Source organism: Gaetbulibacter sp. PBL-D1 (assembly GCF_050509525.1).
In the GTDB taxonomy this organism is placed as follows: Bacteria; Bacteroidota; Bacteroidia; order Flavobacteriales; family Flavobacteriaceae; genus Gaetbulibacter_B; species Gaetbulibacter_B jejuensis.
Window position 1 is genome coordinate 22,877 of sequence record NZ_JBNWKB010000015.1, and the last position, 18,709, is coordinate 41,585.

The 18,709-nt window shown below is 35.6% G+C and carries 11 protein-coding genes; 4 read left to right on the plus strand and 7 right to left on the minus strand.

Features of this window, described 5'->3' with window-relative positions; translation table 11 throughout:
- Positions 1-36: 36 nt before the first annotated feature.
- Together ACQ0RB_RS12595 and ACQ0RB_RS12600 are read right to left on the minus strand one after the other, a co-directional pair.
- Entirely contained in the window at positions 37-609 is a 573-nt protein-coding gene (locus ACQ0RB_RS12595) for a Crp/Fnr family transcriptional regulator (protein ID WP_430498845.1), read from the minus strand.
- Between the two features lie 16 nt (positions 610-625).
- Positions 626-985 carry a winged helix-turn-helix transcriptional regulator gene (locus ACQ0RB_RS12600; RefSeq protein WP_027880631.1) on the minus strand — a complete coding sequence of 120 codons (360 nt, stop codon included), beginning with the start codon at positions 983-985 and terminating at the stop codon, positions 626-628.
- Positions 986-1,091: 106 nt separating this feature from the next.
- Here ACQ0RB_RS12600 and ACQ0RB_RS12605 point away from each other — a divergent pair, with 106 nt between their 5' ends.
- The 4 genes from ACQ0RB_RS12605 to ACQ0RB_RS12620 are packed head-to-tail and all read left to right on the plus strand — an operon-like array spanning position 1,092 to position 2,895.
- Positions 1,092-1,685 carry an NAD(P)H-dependent oxidoreductase gene (locus ACQ0RB_RS12605; protein ID WP_430498848.1) on the plus strand — a complete coding sequence of 198 codons (594 nt, stop codon included), beginning with the start codon at positions 1,092-1,094 and terminating at the stop codon, positions 1,683-1,685.
- Positions 1,686-1,735: 50 nt separating this feature from the next.
- A complete protein-coding gene (locus ACQ0RB_RS12610) occupies positions 1,736-2,254 on the plus strand; it encodes a peroxiredoxin-like family protein (protein WP_430498850.1) in 519 nt (172 codons plus the stop codon).
- Between the two features lie 9 nt (positions 2,255-2,263).
- Positions 2,264-2,653, plus strand: a complete 390-nt coding sequence (locus tag ACQ0RB_RS12615) for a transglutaminase-like domain-containing protein (protein ID WP_430498852.1) — start codon at positions 2,264-2,266, stop codon at positions 2,651-2,653.
- On the plus strand, positions 2,629-2,895 hold the full coding sequence (locus ACQ0RB_RS12620) for a hypothetical protein (protein ID WP_430498854.1): 267 nt from the start codon (positions 2,629-2,631) through the stop codon (positions 2,893-2,895). Before ACQ0RB_RS12615 ends, ACQ0RB_RS12620 begins: the two co-directional genes overlap by 25 nt.
- Positions 2,896-3,063: 168 nt before the next feature.
- Here the strand turns inward: ACQ0RB_RS12620 and ACQ0RB_RS12625 are convergent, their stop codons facing one another.
- The 5 genes from ACQ0RB_RS12625 to ACQ0RB_RS12645 form a co-directional block, all read right to left on the minus strand.
- Positions 3,064-3,528, minus strand: a complete 465-nt coding sequence (locus ACQ0RB_RS12625; RefSeq protein WP_430498855.1) for a hypothetical protein — start codon at positions 3,526-3,528, stop codon at positions 3,064-3,066.
- A 214-nt stretch (positions 3,529-3,742) separates the two neighbouring features.
- On the minus strand, positions 3,743-4,321 hold the full coding sequence (locus ACQ0RB_RS12630; protein WP_430498857.1) for a hypothetical protein: 579 nt from the start codon (positions 4,319-4,321) through the stop codon (positions 3,743-3,745).
- A 2-nt stretch (positions 4,322-4,323) separates the two neighbouring features.
- On the minus strand, positions 4,324-14,856 hold the full coding sequence (locus tag ACQ0RB_RS12635) for a SpvB/TcaC N-terminal domain-containing protein (RefSeq protein ID WP_430498859.1): 10,533 nt from the start codon (positions 14,854-14,856) through the stop codon (positions 4,324-4,326).
- A gap of 13 nt (positions 14,857-14,869) precedes the next feature.
- Positions 14,870-17,551 (minus strand): T9SS type A sorting domain-containing protein, encoded by a 2,682-nt coding sequence (locus ACQ0RB_RS12640; RefSeq protein WP_430498861.1) that lies wholly within the window; start codon positions 17,549-17,551, stop codon positions 14,870-14,872.
- Positions 17,552-17,794: 243 nt separating this feature from the next.
- Positions 17,795-18,475 carry a response regulator transcription factor gene (locus ACQ0RB_RS12645; RefSeq protein ID WP_430498863.1) on the minus strand — a complete coding sequence of 227 codons (681 nt, stop codon included), beginning with the start codon at positions 18,473-18,475 and terminating at the stop codon, positions 17,795-17,797.
- Positions 18,476-18,709 lie beyond the last annotated feature (234 nt).

Sequence of the window (18,709 nt, forward strand, 5' to 3'; positions counted from 1 at the left end):
GTATCTCAACCCAAAAGTGTGATGTATATCACTTTTTTAACCTTTAAAGCGACTTAAGGTTTCTCTGGATACACCTAAATAGGCTGCAATCAGTTTTTTAGGTACACGCTGTACTAATTTTGGAAGTTTAAATAATAAAGCGTCGTAACGTTCTTCGGCAGTTTGTGTTAATAAAGACAGAATACGTTGCTGCAAACCGATAAATCCGTAATTAGATTTTATTCGGAAGAAATTTGCCATAGCGGGAATTTTTTGACAAATGGTTTCACGACTTTCTAAAGACAGACAGAAAAATTCAGAATCTTCAATACAATCTACAAAAATTGTTGCAGGTATTTGATGCTGAAATGCGTAGTAGTCGCTAACCCAATAGTCTTCCATAGCAAACTGAAGAATGTGCTTACTACCTTTTTCATCTACAGCATAAGATTTTATAAGTCCGTTGATAATCCAAAATTCGCAATCTACGGGTTGTCCTGTTTGTATTAAAAACTGATGCTTTTTAAGTTTTTTATGTTCAAAATGAGGTGCAATAATTTTCCACTCTTCATCAGTAAATGTTACAATTTCTTCAAAGTGTTGCCTTAAGAGTTGGTATTTGTCTTGCATGCTGCAAAAATAGAAATTATAAAGTTACAATTCTGCATGCCTCAAACTCTATTTCATTATAGCTGTCTTGAGTCCATTGGCTCAAACTTTTAAGAATTGGTAGTAAAGCTTTGCCTTTTTCAGATAAAGAATATTCTACACGTGGTGGTATTTCGGCATATTTTTTTCTGATAATAATGCCATCTTCTTCAAGCTCTCGTAATTGTTCTGTCAATACTTTTTTTGATATGGTAGGTGTAAACATTAACAACTTACCAAAGCGTAAACTTCCGTTAGCTAATAAGTAAATTAAAATTGGTTTCCACTTATTTCCTATAACATTCATGGCATGAACTAAAGAACATACATTTGGATTATCAATAACCTTTCTTCCCATTAGTTACCGTTTTGTAACCACTTTTTAATGTGGTTTATTTTATATTGGTTTCAAAAATAAACTATTATTAGTTTCTTTGCAATACTAATTTAAAATTTTATAAAAAATGAAAAACATATTAATTATTAATGGTCATCAATATTATCCCTTTGCAGAAGGAAAATTAAATCAATCTTTTGTTGAAAAACTATCAGCTCAATTAAAAGAGGCTAACTTAAATATCAAAACTACCGTAACTCAAAATGAATACAATGTAGATGAGGAAGTAGAAAAATTTCTTTGGGCAGATGTGGTATTTTTACAAACACCTTTAAACTGGATGGGTATTACGTGGTCGTTTAAAAAATATATGGATGATGTATTTACTGCAGGTATGATGGGAAAACTATCGCAAGGTGATGGTCGTACTTCTGAAGCGCCAAAAAAGAATTATGGTTTAGGTGGTTTGTTAAACGGAAAATACATGATGTCTGTAACAGCAAATGCACCAAAAGAGGCTTTTAATAATCCTGACGAAGCTTTTTTTGCTGGTAAAAGTGAAGACGATTTGTTATTACCAATGCACCTTAACTTTAAATGGTTTGGTCTAGAGCCTTTAAAAACTTTTTTTGCTTATGACGTGATGAAAAATCCAGATATTGAAAATGACTTTGCAAGATTTGAAAAACATATAAATGAAGAGTTACTTCAAAAACTATAGTCTACTAAGAGTTTTCACGTTTAATAAATCATAACTAATACATATATAAAATGAACAGACCAACACCAAAACATACAGCACCAAATTTAACTTTTCCAGTATTAGATGGTAACGAATGGCAGATTAACAATCAGCAACCAGAAAATTTTACTTTAGTTGTTTTTTATAGAGGTTTACATTGCCCATTGTGCAAAAAATACCTACAACAGTTAGAAGATTTGTTACCAGAATTTAAAGAAAGAGGTGTCAACGTTATTGCTGTAAGTATGGATTCTGAGTCTAGAGCACGCTTATCACGTCAAAAATGGGAACTATCAGAATTACAATTAGGTTATAACTTAGATTTAGAAACTGCTAAAAACTGGGGATTATATTTAAGTAAAGCTGTAAAAGATGGTGAACCAGACACATTTAGTGAACCAGGACTATTTTTAATAGATAATAACAATCAAGTCTATTATTCTGCCATAAATAGTAATCCTTGGGGAAGACCTTATTTACCGTCATTTGTAAAAGCTGTAGATTATATTGTGTCTTCAGGTTATCCTGCAAGAGGCGAAGTGTTATAAATTTGTAATATGAATTATACCGAAAAAACCTATTATTTCGATTACGATAATCCTGTTATTAAGGACATTGTAAAAGAGGTTGAGCACTTAACTTCTCAACAAGATATTATAGAACAATTATATCTAAAAGTTAGAGATGGTTGGCGGTATTTACCTTTTAATATTGGTTTAACGAAAGCACATTTTAAAGCTAGTAATATTGCAAAAAAGCCAGATGGACATTGCATTGACAAAGCCATTTTATACATTGCTTGTTTACGCGCCTTTAATATTCCTGCAAGATTACATTTAGCTAAAGTATCTAACCACATTGCTACAGAACGTTTAGAAAAAGTGATTGCACTAACGAGCTGGCACCTCACGGTTTGGTTGATGTGTTTTATAATAATAAATGGGTAAAATGTTCACCTGCGTTTAATAAAGAACTATGTGCCATTTACAATGTAGATGTTTTAGATTTTAATGGTACCGAAGATGCAGTGTTGCAAGAATACAATAGAGACGATCATAAATTTATGACCTACATTGAAGATTATGGCCATTTTGAAGATATGCCATTAGAATTTATAAAGGACACATTTAAATCTAATTACCCTAGTCTTTATGAAAGATTTAAAGATCAGGATCATATTACAGTTTAAAAGAAGAACTGTTTTTTAAAATACAAAAAGCCTTACATTTCTGTAAGGCTTTTTTTGTACACTACATTGATCTATTCTCGAACCATACTATCAAATTGTTCCTAGGAATAATTGATTGTTAATAAAAATGTTAACCTATCCATTTTGTTAACACTTATTAGGTTTAACTTATCTCCTTTTAACGTCTTTGTTGAATCTAGGTAATTTATACATGTAACTTTTTAATGAATTTTTTCGTACCTCGATTTCGCCAAAGGGTAAATATTGCCTCCTGTTAGTCGGCGAATCTTTTATTTGACAATGCTCTGCATTGAAGACATTTATTTCGATTTCCATATGCTGGGTTACATAACCATCTCTATTGCTAATATACGAAGAAGATCCTAAATGGTCGCTATGGTACCAATAGGCATCGTAGCAATCGGCATCATGTGCATAGCGTTGCAGGTTGCCTTCGCCATAACCTCCTACATAAGGGCAAGTGCCCAAGCTTATGCTTTGGCTTAAGGCTGTATAGGTAGCTCCAAGCCCTGTGTTGGCTACCTGTACACTAGTATCGGCTTTAGTGCGTATACCCTCAAACAGCCCTTCAATTTTTGGTGGGTACAAGCCCAAGTCCCTTACCGTGCCCAAGGTACTCTGTATGCGCTCTGCTCCTATATAGTAATGCTTGGTATAACTGCTTATGAGGTCTCCTTGCTCTGCCTGTTGGTTAGGGTTGCAATGTATTTACCACACGATACAATCGTGCGGGAGCGAGGAAATTTACAATTCCTGCTCATAATTATAAAGTTACTTATTTTTTCAACAATAGTAATTAATCAAAACTATAAGCAACTCAACATACCTAATTTACCATACTCCCTATTTGATTCATTACCCCTTCAATTAATTTTCTTTTAGGTTTTTTGAGCCATGTGATATGCACTGGCAAAGTCAACTTATTTATTTCTTCGAGTTCATTAGCATTAATATTATTGGATAGAGATGGAATTTCGATAATATCTTTATTACATTCTAAAAACGAACCTGTAACTTCTGTAATATTAATAAAAACATTACTACCATTTTTTAATACAATTCTGATTTCTCTTGATTTATTAGAAATTAAAGTCATAAGATGTTGTCCACTTTTCATTTCATTTAGTTTTTGGCATTGATTAACTACATCATCATATACTAAAAAATCTGGAGTAAAATCAGCAACTTTGTAAAAAGTTTTTATAAAAGAATCATCATCATTTTTTGATATTTTTCTAAAGTCAAGATTTTTCATTAATCCTGCCATAAATATTGGATGATTAGTTTCACTTCTAATATCAATATCTATATAAAACATCGTTCTTTCATTATCAGATAATTTATCTAAACTTTTGTTACTAGAACAACTAAAAATTACTAATAAAAATAAAACTATTTTTTTCATCACTATAACTTTATTTCGGGTAAAAATGGAGTATTAATTAATTGATTTGCATCATTTTGATTTGGTTTTTCGGGAGGATATTTCATTATTCCAGATTTTCCCCCTATACCTTTAGGATGTTCAAATCCGAAAGTGTGAAATATCTCATGTACTCTGTTCATAATATTATCTTCCGATATATTCATTGTAATATCTTTATTATTAGCAGTTACCCCTCCTACTGCAGAAGAACTTGTTGTTCCATCTTTATTTTTTATTTCTTTAGATTTAAACCGTTCATAAATATTTTCATTCCCCCTCGAAATACTATTACCTATAAGATTCCCATCAAACTTTTCATTTCTTGCTTTATCTTCACTTTGCCCAACAGTTCCACCTTCCTTAAATTCTAAATCAAACTTTATGGAATATCCTTTATATTTTCCTTCAGACACATTTAAGTCCAATTTGTTTAATTTATTATTTATTCTGTCATTCATCTTTTGTATTTGCTTAACTGAATACCCTTTTAATTGCCTTACTTTTCCATTACTTGTATAATATTGTCTACTCTTGGTTTGAACATAATATACAGCTTTAATTGTTATTGTTTTATTTTTGCTATCAATAACTCTAACACCCTCTTCTCCATTTGGGTCAATAAAATTCAAGGGACTATTAAAGGTATAATTATATGCTGATCTATCTGGGTATTTCTCCGCCAGCGGGTCAACACTCAACCATACACTCCATTTTGGATTATAATACCTTGCTCCATAATAATAATTACCTGTCTCTTCATCCAGCTCTTTGCCGTTAAACTTAAATGGTGTGTTGTAGGAGTTTTGATGCTCGTCTACAAGGGTCTCACCAAAAGGTAAATATTCTATATGTTGTGTAACTGTACCCACTAAGTTAGTAATATAACTTGAGCTACCCAAATGGTCGCTATGGTACCAGTAGGCATCATAGCTATCGGCATCATGTGCATAGCGTTGCAGGTTGCCTTCGCCATAATCTCCTACATATGGGCAAGTGCCCAAGCTTATGCTTTGGTTTAAGGCTGTATAGGTAGCGCTCAACCCTGTGTTGGCTACCTGTACACTAGTATCGGCTTTAGTGCGTATGCCCTCAAACAGTCCTTCAATTTTTGGTGGGTACAAGCCCAAGTCCCTTACCGTGCCCAAGGTACTCTGTATGCGCTCTGCTCCTATATAGTAATGCTTGGTATAACTGCTTATGAGGTCTCCTTGCTCTGCCTGTTGGTTAGGGTTGCTCAATGCCTTGGCGGTTACCAATGGGCTTGGATAGAGCATAATCTCATCATGGGCGTTTTGGGAGACTGCGTAGGCATTACTACGTACATCTAACCTAGTAGGTACATAGCGTACCACACGCTGCCCAGAGGCATCATAGGTATATACTGCTATAGGGTGTTGTTTTGTATCCTCAGGGTTTAAATCCACAGCGCGCAAGCGGTCTTCTTCATCCCAAAGGTTGCGCTGTAAGGTTGTTATGTCTTGCTCTACAACACCTTCATAAGCAGGTCCTTGTGAGGCCTCGACAATTACTTGTTTAATGCTGGTTTGGTTGCCATTGGCATCGTAGTCTATCAGTTTCTTTTTATACTCTGGGTCGCCAATGGTTAAACTCCCATTATCTGGTGTTTCCACTATTTCCCTTGGGGCATGGGGCTGTACATAGCCATATTCATCTCCTTGTCCTTGTATAACGTTTACTCCTGTAGCATAGCCAGCATAGTCCAGGTGGTAATTGGTCTTTATCATAGTTTCTGGTGTGTCTATGGCACTGCCATATCCTGCAACAGCACCTTGTACGTGAGTTTGGGTTTTGCTAACAATGTTGTGCGCCAAGTCGTAGCTCATATCCAAACTGTACTCCTGCGCCAGCAATGGCGTAGTAAAGTCGTTGGGGCCTGTATAACGTCCGTCGGCATGTACCAATCGGTTATAATCATCATACTTGTAAGTATGGCTTATTGGTCCTCCCAACTGCCCTGTACTAGGAATACTGTTTTGAGGGTTTAGGGTCGCTACACTGGTTACATTACTTAAGGCATCATAGCCATAACTATTGGTAAGTTCAAAACCAGTAAACTGGTGGCTTAGGTCTTTAAGACGCCTTCTATTGTCATAGGTATAGCTAGTAATAGTTTCGTTACCATAGGTAATTTGAGTACGCTCTCCTAAGGCATTGTACTGTATGTTGCTTACTATTTGGTCGTTGGCAACACCGCCATCAATGGTTCGATTAATATGGTCTAGTGCGCCTCCCAAATTATAATTGTAGTCCACACGTTCACCATCAGGGTAGATAATACTTTTTACTCGATTGTGGCTGTCATAGGTCCATTGGGTGTTGTACCAATAGGTATGTCGTCCTGCTACTGCTACACCACGTAAATGGTGGTTAAGGTTACCTAGTTTATCATAGCCAAAACCTTGCACTCCAGAGGCATCTTCTTGCATGTACAATCGGCCTACGACATTTCTTAATTCAACATCTGTATCAGTACCAGGATCAAGATCTGGGTAACCATAAGTATAGGTAATATTATTTTCGGGGTGTTGTGGGTATTTTACTTTTATAAGTCTATTTTTTAAATCATACTCATAGGCTATGGGTAGCTGCTGTCCATTTGCCAATAGGTTGGAGGTATAGCGTTCTTTTAGGTTACCCATAACATCATAAGTAAAGGTTTGCAACCCGTGGTCTGGGTGGCGTTCTTCAGTACGTCGTCCTGCCAAATCATACTTGTAAAATGTTTCATACCCTTGGTGGTTTTTAACCTTTATCTTTTCGCCTATTACATTGTAATAAAACTGAGTGGTCAATTCACCATTTTGTACGGTTTTTCGTTGTCTGCCTCTTACATCGGTATGGGTTTCAAAAGTTTGGTCCAGCTCATTGGTTACGGTGGTTAAAAACATTCCATCGGCAATACTGTACACAGTGGTTGTAGTATCATTTGGACTAGGGTCTTGATTGTCATCTTCTTCAGGCTGTTTAATACTAATAGTTCGGTCTCTACTATCATAGGTCATTTCGGTAGGAGAAATTGTGTTTTGGTCTGTAACATAATCGGCAATACTCCCTAGGTAATTAGCACTAGTAAAGGTAGGCAAATAAGCTGCAACTACACGACCATAAGCGTCCTTGTGTTCTTTACCGCTTACTAGCCAACCTAACTGGTTGGTACCATTATCATTAACAAGCTGTGTTTTTTTAAGCTGTATGGCACTCCCCATACCATCTACCAAACTCACGGTCAACAATTGGTCGTTTTGGGCATCGTCCACAAAATGTCTGGTTACCGCATGATGTTTGGCTGCTCCAGTTGGCGTAGTTCCAGGTTCAAAACTTCCTATAGCTTGGTAGTAGTCGCCATTAAGCTGTGGTTGGGCAACCTCACCTTCATACTGCATGCGCAGGGTCCAGCCGTTAGGCATTTCGTTGGGTGCAGTCACCTCAACAAGGCGTCCCCTATTATCAATACGTGTGCGTAGCTGTTGGCCATTTATATCTGTAGCCAATAAAGGTACTCCAAAACGATACTCATAACTACTTGTGGACACCTCGTTATATGAATTTGATACCTGTGTAGGGTAGGTGTGTACCGCTGGGTCATAGGCTATATTGGTAACAAAGCCATTTTGCTGGGTATAGCTTATTGGATTACCATAAAGATCATCATAGCCTATGGTAACGGTATTGGTTTCAGTAGCATTAAGCGTAGTGATCACTTTAATTAGTTTCCCTTTGTTATTGTATTCGGCATTACGCTGGCGAAACAACTGTCCGTCACTATCGCGTTTCACTTTAATACTTTTAACAAATCCGATACTGTTTCTATTGTACATACCTACTAAATAGTCATAATATTCCATTTCGGCACGATAGGCATCCTCACCAAGTTGTTTGTAAGTTAATAGATTACCTCTGCCATCATAAGCCATAAAGTGTTGCTCTATACTTAGCCCTACAGCGTTCTCAAAAGTGGTAGCCACGGTTTTTACAGGTGCCACAAAAAGTCGTGAATAATCCAACAAGTCTGTACTCAATCCTGATTGTAAATAGTGTTGCGTTGGCGAAGCACTAACATTAACCTGTGGAACTACAGGATCCATAATGTTGTACAATGTAGTCTGCTCACTTAAGAGTTCTTCATTGGCATCAAATACTTGAGTACGTTTCGTCAAACCTTTTAAATACACATTATCAGTATGGTACTCAGCTACTGAATAACGAAAAGTACTATCGGTATCTGGGTCTAGTTGCGAGGTAGTGACCTTACCAAAACCTAAAAACTCACGTTCCCTACGGTCGTGCTTGGGGTGTTCATAGCTTACACTTGTTAATGTTTCGTCAGTTGCTGTAAACCCTTGTTCAGTATCATTAACAAATCCATCGTTAGTGCTTATGGTGTGCATCACCCACTTGTTATGTGGCAAATCATAGGTGTTTCCTGCCCTGGCATAGTCTATTGTCCAACTACCTCCTAATGGAGTGTTAACCGTTTTAAGCAAATTGGTTTTACCAATTTTGTTTAATTTGGCAATGACATCACCGTTATTACTACCTGCTTGCAACACATCAGGATAGCCATCGCCATCTATATCCTGAACCGTAATGCGTTTTTGGTTAACGCCTCCACTTACACCACCTGTAGCAGTGCCTGTTATTTTTAAGGGAATGGTAATGAACCCTAAGGGTATTGGGATAACAACACCACCTGTAGCTGAACCATAAAGGTTTCCTGTAGTTGAGCGGTTTTGGTCAATAGTCGTGTTATTGTAAAAATCAAGGGCATCAGCCTCATCAGCCTCAAAACTAGCTCCAGTGTTTAGATACACTTTAAAGTGTGTTTCTGTTTTCTTGACTAAGTCAGGTAATCCATCGGCATTAACATCCAATAGTGTGGTAGTAACATTTGCAGTACTTGTACCTACCCCAAAGCCACCACCAAAGGATGAGGTTACCACGCCAGTATCGGTTAAAATGCTCACTTCCGATCCAGTTCCACCACCACCTGAAGCATTACTACGTTTGCTAACGTTTAAATCTGTAAGGTTAAGACCTGTACTCCAGTTCACAGTATTGGCGCTAAACTCATACCCCAAATTAAGGCGGACACTAACTCCTGAGTCTTCAGTAATCGTAACTTGGTCAGCCAACCCATCACCATTAATGTCAACCCACATTTTAGAGTTGCGTGTTGTACCACTACTGGCATTTATACCAGAATTGATGTTTGTTCTGGTAGGGTTTGAAGTGCTTGGGTTATCAGCAGAAGTAGAATTGGGGAGTACACCCACAATGGTTACACCTGCGGTGTTATCTTCATTTTCAGCACCAGATACAAAAGTGTTTTCTAGCGTATGTTCTATTAAGCCACCCTTCATTGAGGTAAACTGTATATTGCCATCGGTAATCATATCTGGGTAACGGTCTCCATTCACATCTATATATTGGTTCAACACCTTGGACCAGCCATCGCTCTTTGTGCCTGAGCCTCCTATTTCACCAGATCCTTCATTAAGTGAAATAGATACTTCATGGTCAGTTGCGGTTCCTTTTGAAAACGACCGTTGCCTAAGACCTATAAAGTTTGAGGTACTACCACCTACATCGGTCAACTCACCTTCACTAATATGGATATCTTGTAAATTAGGCTCGCCAAAACGCCCCAACTTACTAACCAAGGTTGTATTGTCAAATCCATATGTGGCTGGTGCCCTTTCGCCTGTAGTATCATCCACATCCACTATAATTGCCATTGCATCATAGCTCAAATCGGCATTGTCCTGATGGTATAACAAATATCGTATGGCTTCAATAGCAGTAGAGCTTGCTTCCTCATTCTCTACCTGATCATTTAAATCTTGAGCATTGGCACTATTAGAAGCAAATACTGACATGTCTATATTGCCATCAAATACATCCATAACAATGTTGTCATTAACAACTATAAGATCACCATTTTCCTGATTATAATGATAATTAATACCTCCATTGTATAAAAATTGTCCCCAACCTCTATAAGTCATTCCAAAAAAAGTGGATTGTTGTGTAAAAAATGGCTTGCTGAGTGTTTTTGGGGTAAAAGAAGGATAGTTATTTTGTTCGCCAGAAATCAATTCAAAAGTTATAGACGTAGGGTTATTTAAAGCAAAATCCTGATGTTCCATATAAAATGCCGAATATAGCATTCCATCAGGCGCATTAACTATAGCTTCTACCTCTCCTTTTGTTAATGTAAAATTATCAAAAGAGTTAGATCCGTTTAAATTGGCTGAGTTAGGATTGGCTCCAATCTTAAAAACATAGTTATAAAGAATCCCAGGGTTGCCATTAGGTTCTCTATGCACATAAAACGTATCATGGTCTATAGTTGTAGCTACTCCATTTATCCTTGTTTTACTTACCCAATTGATTTTTATAGGAAAAGCATTTTCATGTATATTGTCAAACTGTGAGTAATCAAGGTTTTGGTCAAACATATTATGGCTTACCTTTAATAAATCGTTATGACTATCATTTGCAGTATTTGGGTCTATTATTGGTGTAGGTAAATCAGTACCCGCAACAGCATATTGTGTTTCATTAACATTGTTATCGTAAGTAAAATAGCTCACCCCTGGATAATGGAATTCAGTGCCGTTTACAAATATTATAGGTTGCCAGCCAATGGTATTCCACTGCACATTGGAGTCGCTTTCTACATAAAATCTAAAAGCATAACTATACGCTCCTGCATTAGCAAACTGGTTAGGGATAGCTGCTATTTGAGATATTGATGCCCCACTTGGTGTAACCGATTGGTCATCATGACTATAAGTATACACTATAGTATCAACTTGAATGTTGGTTTCATCTATTTGTCCATAATTTGGATTTGGTTCCCCACCAATTGTTTCATCAGTATCATGTTGATAGGTCGTTTTTTCAATAACAAACCGTGTATCATCCGATAGGGTCAATCCGTTTAGAAAACCCAAATTGGTGTTAAAAGAAATGGTGTTATCTTCAGGACTAGGGCTCCAACTCCCTCCGTTGTTTATCATATAATCTGTGGTTGCATCAAACTCTAAAAAATTTGTATTATGCTCGTCATTAGTGGTGTTGAATGTAGTAGCACTTGTACTACTATAGCTTATCGCTGGATTCCATGCTACTGTGCCTCCACAACCGTATTCTTCATTATGAATCCTAAAAAACAACTTATCCCTTTTTTCAATCTGCAACCCCAATTTATTGATGTTTTCAGAACTATTTGATGAAGACAAGTACCACGAATTATCAGCTCCAATTGCAATGCTTTGAGTGTTTCCCGTGTCTTGGTTAGAGCTGGCTTTTTCTATAGTAAGCCTAAAACTATTGGTGTAATCATCACAAGTATTGGATTGTAACAAAGTAGCTACACTTGCTATATTTATAGAACCACTATAGGGTGCTACCCATACTTTTACATGGTCAAATTGCGAATAGTCTGAACGCAACTGCTCAATAGATTCAAGTTCTAAAGAGTTAATCACTTCTTGGGTTAAAGTTCCTGTAGTGATTTCATTTGCAGTTAACGAAGAATTGGTATTAAAACTTACTGTTGGGCTATCACTATCCCAAGGAGTTGTATTGTTAAAGTTGACTATGTTGTTAGAGGCTATGTCTATAAGTCCATCTCCATTAAAATCGGTAAAATACTCGTCTGTTTCAGTTCTTGTTCTACTAGTGCTTCTCCCTGCACCAACACCCAACGGGCCAACACCTAGGTTAGCATCAAACCCAAAGGTATTAGTTCTAGACTTTGTGTTGTCAAGTTCAGTTATATTTGCAATAGAGGTTTCAGTTCCAAAACCATTAAGCGCACCAAGGTTAGGTTGGTATTTAAGTCCTAAATCTGTTTTATAAACCTTATCAGGAAGTCCATCTCCATTAATATCTATAAAACTAATCTTGGTATTTTCTTTGCTTTGGCTGTAATTATAAGATGAGCCTATAGTACTGGTAACCGTTGTAGGGTTGGTTCCTATTCCAGCACCACCTCTTACCCCTAAAGAAAAACCCGAAGTAGTCCCTGTACCCAGTGCCGAACCACTTGTAACTATATTAGCAACCCCGTTAAAATCTACAGAACTGCCTCCCCAAGTAACAGGAGTAACACCATTAATTATTTGGTCTGTTCCCAACTCATCATAATATTCCATAGTATTGGAATAAAAAAGATTTCCTTCAGTATCATATTCTGAAATTTTGCTCAATTGCATTTTTTTAAATGTAGACTCAATATAATCAAACTCATAGCTTCTAACAACCTTCCACCCATCATCATCTTTATAACGAATCAATATTTTGGTCAATAGATCCTGGGTTGCCATCATAGTTCCTGTTCGTGCATTTAATTGGATATCATCCCTTATAATATTAACAGAACCATTATTAGTAATAAATTTGACTTCATAAAAATTATCAACCCCAGCTTTTTTAGTATATTGAATCCATCTAGGTTGAAATGATTGGGCTGACACCCCATTAATACTTATACTCTCATCTTTATCATAGTAATAATCTACCCAGTTCCCATAAGTATCTGATGAACTATTTAATGCCCAATGAGTTATATTATCGTTTTCATCCCTAACTACAGAGTTCTCATCAACCTCATATATACCATTATATTTAGAGCCACCATACCAATTCATGTTACCATACTTATCCCAAACTTGCCATATATAATTTTTAGGGGAATTACCCCAACGTATAATTTTAAAATAGCTCCCTTCTTTTCTTAAATAAAATAACTTTTCGCCATTAGAACTGGTATTATCATTTCTCAGCATAATACCATCATAACGATGAGGGTTAGTATAGTCACTACCTACTTTCTGCACCAAAGTTTCCCCATTCAATTGGTAAATCTCAGACTCGTTATAAGTGTCAAATCGTGGTGTTCCCCAACGCGTATCCAAGGTTATGGCTGGTAATTGAAGGTTCCAACCAACTCCCATCCAACCATTTCCAGCCTCGCTATTATAATTGACACTCAAGCTAGGCATCATACCATTACGACCAGTTGGTAACTTTATAGGAAAATAAGTTGAGGCTATCCCATTTGAATTTGGTGCTGGAGGCGCAATACTCACCACACCTGCACTTGGGTTGGCATATTCCATATCGGTGATGGTAGTTGGTGTAAAACTAGAGGTCTCAGCCATTTCTGGTACCTTTATTACACCATTAATATAATCGGTATCCCCACTGTATTCCGAAACCACCATAGAATTGGCATAGTCCAATTCTGTTACAGGTAAGGCTATCCATTCTCTCTTTTTTCGGTCAAAAGCAAAAGTGCGCACATCTTTGTCACTATAACCTACAGGTATTTTGGTCTTGTCGTACTTTAAATGTAATTCAAAATTAGTACTATCAGTAATACCTGACGTTTTTATGCTATAACCTAGAAACACTCCTGAAGTAACATTAACAACATCAGAGTTTACTGGGCGTAATGCTTCAAAGTTAACACCTCCAATCTGCAATTGGCTTTCAGTAACTGTGGGTATGTTCGAAAAATTCTTAACAGTTAAGGCTTCTAGAGATATAGGCGCTTGCATTGGATGCTTAATAAGATAGGGACCTTTATGGGGTTCGTCAGTAAAGACATACTCCATAACCGCATCGTTATAAACAACTTCAAAACTCCCCTCAAGACTCAACCCTTCACCATAACGTATTGATAAATGTTTCAAGTCTTTAGGAACCTCATCCAAAATTGTTTCAAAAACACCATCTTTAACTGGTATTGATCTACCCAACGCCTCAACAAGTGTGCTGCCATCTTCAACAAAACCCAATAAATGGATTTTCCCACTATAATTTACAAGTCGCTCTGTGCTAATATGAATACGTTTAGAGCGTTTTTCTACAAGCTTAACTTGTAAGTTTTTAACCTTATACAAATAAGGAACATCGGCTCTTCTATTAAAAAATATTTCATTATTACCTGCTTTTAGTTGTCCTTTTAAAAGATGCTCTTCCACTCTTGTCCATGTGTTGTTAAGTTTTAGGGTTTGGCCTCCATAAACACTAAAGCTATTGATGCTTTTTGTAGTTTGTTCTGCTGCGGAAACACCATATAGATCATATGTTAAAACCATGTCATAATGATCAAAATCAATACTTTCAGGAAGATGTAATGTAAAAAAGTTGTCTCGTGGATTTTCCTTTTCTATCGCTTTACTTATACCTATTATAGCTTGAGACTCCAAGGCATGGAAAACTGAAGAAGCACTGTCATTTACAGAATTACTGGTTGTCGTTTTAACATTAGATTTTATATATGCTACCTTGCCTCCAGTATGGTACTTATTAATATAATCATACTGCGAAGAACGATTAATGTTAGGCTGAAAACGATGGGTCCTTGACAATATTTGCTCAATAGGCTGCCCAAAAACAAGCACATTACTCAATAGTGACGTTAATAATGTACCAACAAAATAGGATGTTCTAAGTGATTTAAAAAATGGTTTATGCATAACAAAAGCTAGGTTATTTAATTATAATTTTGTCTGTTTTTACACCTAATGAAGATGTAGTCCTTATAAAGTACATACCGGCAGATTGAAGATTAAAAGGTAGCCTATAAGCCGATTTTCCATTAATAACCGTATGTGACAATTTTGCCCCTGTAACTGTAAACACTTCCACTGTAGCTTCAAACACCTCTGTAGCTGTTGCCTCATAGGTAAAAGTAGCATTAGGCTCTGACGGGTTTGGATACACCGCTGTTCTTAAAGCACTATTATTTTGACTTGGCGGAGTCAATTGAGGGGTTTCATTATCTCTATTTGGACAATTGCCTTTAAATAAAAAGGACTCGGTAAGAAAACAATTACTATTGTCAATACCTGAGATCTCAACTCTTAAAACTCTAATATCAAATGTATCATAAATAGGGTCATCATAACAATAGCCACTATTTATATTATCAAAAGTAATACTTGGCTCTTCACTTATCAAAATATCGTTTAAAAACCATTTATAAGTAGCAGTTGTTCCAGAAATTAAAACACTAGCATCAATAGTAAACTCTAACTCCAAATTATTAAAAAATGGAATTTCATATCCTGAATTTGGATACTCAAAATCTCCAGGGTAATAAAGACAGCTACTGCAAATGGTTTCCAGTTGTGAAACTAAATCCAATTCAAATTGGGGAGCCACAAAATCAACGACTTCTACAAAAGTCTGCCCTTCGCTATCAGTCACTGTTACTATATAAGAACCATAGGGTATATCGGTAAGTGTTGTTGTTCCACTATGCGCATAATTAACAACACCATCAATTCCTTCTAAACTAGTTACATAATTAGGGAATCCCCCATTAATGTTAACTGTCAAACTATTATGCAATGGGTCGCATCCATTGATTGAGGTTAATGTTACTTTATAATATTTAAAAAGCACTTGTATACTGTCCGAAATTACACATGACAAATCACCGTTTGTCACAACAACCTCATATTCACCGACCTCATCTACAGTTAATGTACTTTCAGTTTCTGGTAACAATACGCCATCATGATACCACTCATAGGTTGCATCTGGATCATTAATACCTTGCCCTGCATCGAGCGTTACCTCTGGTGATCCTGAGGTTAAATATTTATCTGATCCTAAATACAGATTATAACTCCATAACTCAGGGGTTATTTCAACCTCAGTCACAACCCCCTGAGAGTCATGAACAACAATATTGTATGTAATATTAGGTTGTACAGAAAAAGTATATGTATTATTACTAGTAGTATCTACTATATTTCCCTGACTGGATTCAACCGCAATATGATAATTTGGGCTGCCTCCGGTAATATCAAGCACTATTTTCAACTGACTTGTTTTACAACCCTGTACTTGAGCTTGCACAATCATTTGAGGTCCTACTCCAAAAGTAAATTGATCGTAAGTACTTCGATCGGAATCGAAAAAAACGTCTTTGAAGTAAGCTGTTTTGTTCTGCCAATCAATTTCACCTGCATAAAATTCAATATGTTCACTATCAAATTCAGATACTTCATCATTTCCTACGTGCTTATCCTGTAAAAACCAGAGGGTCTCTTCTGGATTAGAAGTTAAATAATCCACTAACTCATCTGTTAAAAACAACTTAAAATGTATAGGTAACTGGTCAACTATTCTCCCAGTACGCTGCGCTAACCATACCTTATCCCAAAACTTAATTCCATATTCATTTTCATTAATCAAACTAGGACTACGATCATTATCTCCAAACACTAGAAAATGGTCGTTGGGCATCCTTATTCTTTCTTGTTGCTTTTCCATATTGGTCTCAGCAATAGCTTCAATAGCAGAAACCAAATGGTCTTTTAAATGCGTACTTTCACTTTGCAACTGAGTAAGTCCAGAAATAACGTCCTTACCGAAACCAAAAATCCTTTCAGGAAATAAATGGTTATTGGCTTCATCCCAAAAAACAATATTCTTTGAACTTAAATATGATATATTCCTATTAAGTGTTAATCCATATTTTAGTGCTAAATAACTTTCAACTCGGTTACGTTCATTATCGCTAATCTCTCTAGGAAAAGAGATAAACTCGGGAAAGCTTCCATTAAAGTAATTGTCTTCATAACTTTGATTAGAGTCTATTTGTGTGGGTTCTCCAATAGAGAAAGTCGTTTCACCTTCTTGTCCATAACTTTTGAATTTTTTATCAATAGTATAGTTGTTGGTGTGGTAAAAGTTTACGTTGGCATTTTTGTTACTTGTGTAATCAGCATAAATTTCATTTGTAAAAACATTTTTGTTATTAAAATCAAAAAAGTTTCTGATTATAGATTCTGTCTCAAAAATTGGCACAAAATTTTCTCGCCATAAGGTTCCTAAATGAGAAAAAGAATTTGGTTTTTCAGGTTCACCTACAAAAAACACATTCCTTCCGGTAGTATTTTCCAAGGAAGCTATATATTCCAAACAGAGCTTCTCAACAAAGATTGAAGGATTGAAGTTAAAAAGACTTTTTTCCGTTTCACCACATTTATTGATCGTAATATCTGTTTGTGCTGAGTTGGGAAATACTCCATTTTCAATATTATCCCAATTTGATATATACCAAACTTCGGCTCCAGGAACACCTCCTGGTTGGTTTTGGGCATTGATAAAATAAAGATTAAATACTATAGAAAGAAAAAAAAGAAGTTTTGATTTCATAGATACAGTGTGCTATCATTAAAAATTTCATTTATCAAGAAACTAAAAATAACACACAATGCGCAAAATAAAAGCACCTAAAAAGTAAGCAAAAGCACAGTATTAAAACAACAAAAAGTAACATGAAAAATCATAAATATAAAAGCAAAAATCTATACCTAATTAAAAGTACTTTTATGCTTCATCTTATTGGTTTAGATTAATAAGACTTACTTTTTGCTATTTAAACAATTTTAACGGATACTATATAAATCCTTTTGTTTTTGCAGCAATTATCATATCGCGATCGCTCATAAATTTGTTACCAAATTTAACCTTAACATGTGCACGTCTCTTTTCTAAACCAGATTTTGTGAGAGGTAACAATGCTATCAAATCTTTCATCTTAGCTCCATTGGACATTTCATGTAGAATTTTAAGATCAAGGTCGTCCAATACAATAGCTGAATTCAATTGTTTTCTCATTAAATCAATAACGGTTTTGCTATAATAAGAATCGTTTTCAACAAGTTTAGTTATTGAAACTACCAAATCTAAAAAAACAATATCAGATTTTATCAAAAAGGCATTAGGATTCAACGAGGTCAAAATATTTTTTAACCTATGATTATCAGTATAACTTGTACAAACCAATAACTTACAACTTGGGTTTTTTTTAATAATCACCTGACCAAGCACTTCTCCATTTAAAATATCATATGATTTACTCGAGGGAAGATTAATATCTAAAAAAGCTATGTCAAATTTGTTATTATTTAATTCAATAGCTCTAATTTTATCTATAGCTTGACCACAATCTAACGCTTCAGTAATATTAAATTTAATATTCACTAAGTCTTCTTCTACAAATCTCAATGCTCGTCTATAACTATCAATAATTAACGATTCATCTTCAACAATCAATACTTGGTATTTTTTTTTCATATTCAGAAGTGATCAATTATTAGACTATGACAAAAAAAGTGCATTAAACGATTTAGTTATTAAAATTCTACGAATTCAGCTAGGTTGAAACGAATCCTATAAAATCTGATATTTTTTAGACCCTATTTAAAAAACCACTCATCTCTCTTATTTTTCCCTTTAAATTATAACTCAATTCCAGTGACTCAACCACAATTGTTATCAAAACAAAAAAAACACTCTTTAAAAGAATAT